Annotated in this window: 5 protein-coding genes; all 5 read right to left on the bottom strand. The window is 45.5% G+C overall.

Translation table 11 applies throughout. The annotated features are described in order from the left end of the window. On the bottom strand, nucleotides 1-412 hold a 412-nt coding region (locus HUJ19_RS09335; RefSeq protein ID WP_290623731.1), incomplete at its 3' end, for a YebC/PmpR family DNA-binding transcriptional regulator. A gap of 166 nt (nucleotides 413-578) precedes the next feature. Next, entirely contained in the window at nucleotides 579-869 is a 291-nt protein-coding gene (gene nadS, locus HUJ19_RS09330) for a NadS family protein (protein WP_290623729.1), read from the bottom strand. After that, nucleotides 866-1,183, bottom strand: a complete 318-nt coding sequence (locus HUJ19_RS09325; RefSeq protein WP_367273997.1) for a type II toxin-antitoxin system RelE/ParE family toxin — start codon at nucleotides 1,181-1,183, stop codon at nucleotides 866-868. Before HUJ19_RS09325 ends, nadS begins: the two co-directional genes overlap by 4 nt. Nucleotides 1,184-1,325: 142 nt before the next feature. After that, a complete protein-coding gene (gene grpE, locus HUJ19_RS09320; protein WP_290623725.1) occupies nucleotides 1,326-1,949 on the bottom strand; it encodes a nucleotide exchange factor GrpE in 624 nt (207 codons plus the stop codon). 58 nt (nucleotides 1,950-2,007) lie between these two features. Beyond that, the gene (gene hrcA / locus HUJ19_RS09315) at nucleotides 2,008-3,036 is read right to left on the bottom strand and encodes a heat-inducible transcriptional repressor HrcA (RefSeq protein ID WP_290623723.1); all 1,029 of its coding nucleotides are present in this window, start codon (nucleotides 3,034-3,036) and stop codon (nucleotides 2,008-2,010) included. Nucleotides 3,037-3,246: the final 210 nt, after the last annotated feature.

Below are 3,246 nucleotides of genomic sequence, written 5' to 3'. Positions count from 1 at the left end.
CGAAAATCGCACTGTGATCGAACATGTGCATAACGCTGCCTTCAGTACCGATCTTAGATTTGGTCTTAACGAAGCATTGGCGTACTTCACCAAAGGTGCGGTTTGGGTTGTCGGTCAGGCAGTCTACAATCACCATCACATTTCCCGGTGCATAACCTTCATAGCGGGCAACGGCGAAGTCTTCACCGGCTCCACCCTGTGCTTTATCCAAAGCTTTCTGGATCACATGGGCTGGCACCTGATCGCGTTTGGCGCGGTCCATCAAGCTGCGCAAAGCCAGGTTACTTTCCGGCTCAACGCCACCCTGTTTAGCACAAACATAGATTTCGCGGCTGTATTTACTGTAAACCTTGGCATTTTGATCCGAGGTTTTGGCCATAGATTCTTTGCGGTTCTGGAAAGCGCGTCCCATAGGATTCTCTCTAAAAGTCAAAAGTGATGAATAAATAAGCGGAGTATTGTATTAGGGTCTGTTTATCTTTGCAGTATATTTTTGTAGCTGGTGCTCCACCAGCGATGTGTTAAAACAATAAGGGCGGGCACTTTGGCCCGCCCCTACCCATAAAAACAGTCTTCACTTATGTATGTAATGCTTCTAAAACTGCTTCCGGTTTTTTTGCAACAACGGTCAGTAAGGCCTTAGCTGAGCCTGTCGGGTGTCGTTTACCCTGCTCCCAATTTTCTAGCGTCCTCTTACTAATCCCCATTAACGCTGCAAACTGGGACTGCGACATGCCTAGTTTTTCACGGATGACCTTTACCTCGAGGTCTTCAAATTCGAAAGAACGGGAAGGTCTAGCCTTGCCTTTCATGATAGCGTCAGCCTCTTCCACGCTTTCTAGCATTTCTTTAAATAGTTCATCTTTCATGAGTTCCACCTCTCAACGATTTTTTTGAGCTGTGCAACCTGCGCATCAGTCAAGTTATCCAATTCATTTTTCGGATAGCAATAAATCATATAAATCTGCCTATCCGACACTTTCCAGTAATAAATTACTCGTATACCACCGCTTTTACCTTTCCCCTCAAGCCTCCATCGTACCTTACGCAATCCACCACTTTTGCGAATAACGCTTCCAAGCTCTGGGTTAATGATCAATGCTTCCTGCAACTGTCGATAATCATTATCGCTCAAGCACTCCTTTACTCTCTTGGTAAAGATAGACGTTTCTATAATAACCATTTTATTATTTATTCTTTCAATATCCTTTAAATTCATTATACGCCAATGACGTACAATGGCAAGGTTGTCATTTTATTACTATCAAACTTAACGCATAAAAAAGGCGAGCACATTGGCTCGCCCCTACATTATCATTGGTGGCTTATTGAGCTACCACCACTCGCGCCGGACGAATCAGTCGTCCATTGAGCGTGTAACCCTTCTGGAATACATCAATCACTGTATTCGATTCGTGATCTGGGCTTGGCACCATGGTCATGGCTTCGTGCAATTGCGGGTCGAAGATTTCTTCAAGCGGATTCAATTGCTCTACACCGAATTTTTCAAGCGTCGACAGCGTCATTTTCAAAGTCAATTCCATACCGTCCTGAATCGCTTTGCTTTCTTCACTTTCCGCTTTTAATTGCAGACCTTGTTCGATACTGTCAACTACGGCCAGCAGTTCAACGGCAAACTTCTCAATTGCATATTTGCGTGCATTCACCACATCATTCTCAGCACGACGGCGAATATTTTCCGCTTCGGCTTTAGTGCGAAGTGCTAAGTCTTTATTCTCAGCAGCTTCCTGGCGAGCGGCTTCCAGAGCAGCTTCCAGTTCAGCAATCTGACGATCTTCTTCAGTCATATCTTCAAATACCTGACCGGCATCCACTTCAGATTGCTCAGCATCATTCTGTTCTGCTTCAGCCGCCTCTTGCTCGACAGCATTTTTAATTTCTTCAATCTTTTCTTCAACCGATTGATTTTTATTGTCTTTTTCAGACATTAGCACTCTCTCCGACTATGCGTTCAATTTATTTGGGAATTGGCGGATATATTAGGGTTTAACTGTCCTTTTTCAAGGCGGAACTGATCAATTTCGCTGTGATATCGACCATGGGTATCACTTTATCGTAGGCCATGCGCGTTGGACCGACGACGGCGAGTACACCAACTGCTTTGCCATCAATAGAATAAGGAGCGCCTACGACACTGCATTGCGAGAAGACATCATAGCCAGATTCTTCACCAATAAAGAGCTGGACGCCATCAGCGCTGAGACACTTATCCAATAAAGTCAGCATCTGAGTTTTCTCGGCAAAAGCATCAAATAACGACTTGAGATCAGATATATCACCGGTGTAATTTAACAACTGAGACTTACCGGTCACCTGCACTTCGTCATCTTTTTCATCTTTAGAGAATCCTTTTTCAGCCACCTCCATCATCGAAGCCATCATAGCATCCATTTGGGCCCGATCACTTTTCAGCTCCTGCAAAAGCTCCTGTCGAACCGTATTAAGCTCTTTGCCAGCGAAGTGATGATTGACATAGTTAGAAGCCTGCTGCAATTCATCACGCGACACTTCCGAATCCAGTTGAATGACTCGATTTTGGACCTCACCATCGTCCAGTATCAGAATCACCAGAATTTTGTTTTGTGATAAAGGCAAAAACTCAACGTGCTTAACGCGGGTGACATCTCGGCTTGGCACTCGTATGAGCCCCGCCATATTGGTCATATTCGATAACATACGGCTGACGCTGGCCAGCATTTCACCAGTCTCTGAGGCACGCCCCAGCTGCTCCTGCAACTGCTTGAGGTAAACCTCTTCCACATTGGACACCGTCAGCAACTGATCGACAAACACGCGTACACCCTGCGCAGTAGGAATACGTCCAGCTGAAGTATGCGGCGCCGTTAGCAGGCCCATGGCTTCCAGATCCTGCATCACATTGCGCACGGTCGCCGGACTGACAGTCAGCCCCGTCTGCTCCAGCAGTCTTTTCGAACCCACAGGCTGGCCGGTGGCGATATAGGATTCCACCAGGGCTTTCATCAGTGTTTGTGCGCGTTGATCAAATTTAGACATAGTTGCTAATCAATATAAAATTCCCTATAAGAATAAGGCATCCGGGCATGGTCAGTCGATAAAACCACAAATTATGGCAGACGACTTGCCTATTTGCTCTATATATTCTTAAATGTGACTCAATATGACAATTACAAGTAACTGACCACTTATCATGCCGTCACACCTGAATTTTGCAACCATTGGCATCATGGGCAAGCCAAAACATCA

It is taken from the genome of Kangiella sp. (assembly GCF_014762745.1).
In the GTDB taxonomy this organism is placed as follows: Bacteria; Pseudomonadota; Gammaproteobacteria; order Enterobacterales; family Kangiellaceae; genus Kangiella.
This window is presented reverse-complemented; position numbering and strand designations above follow the sequence as displayed.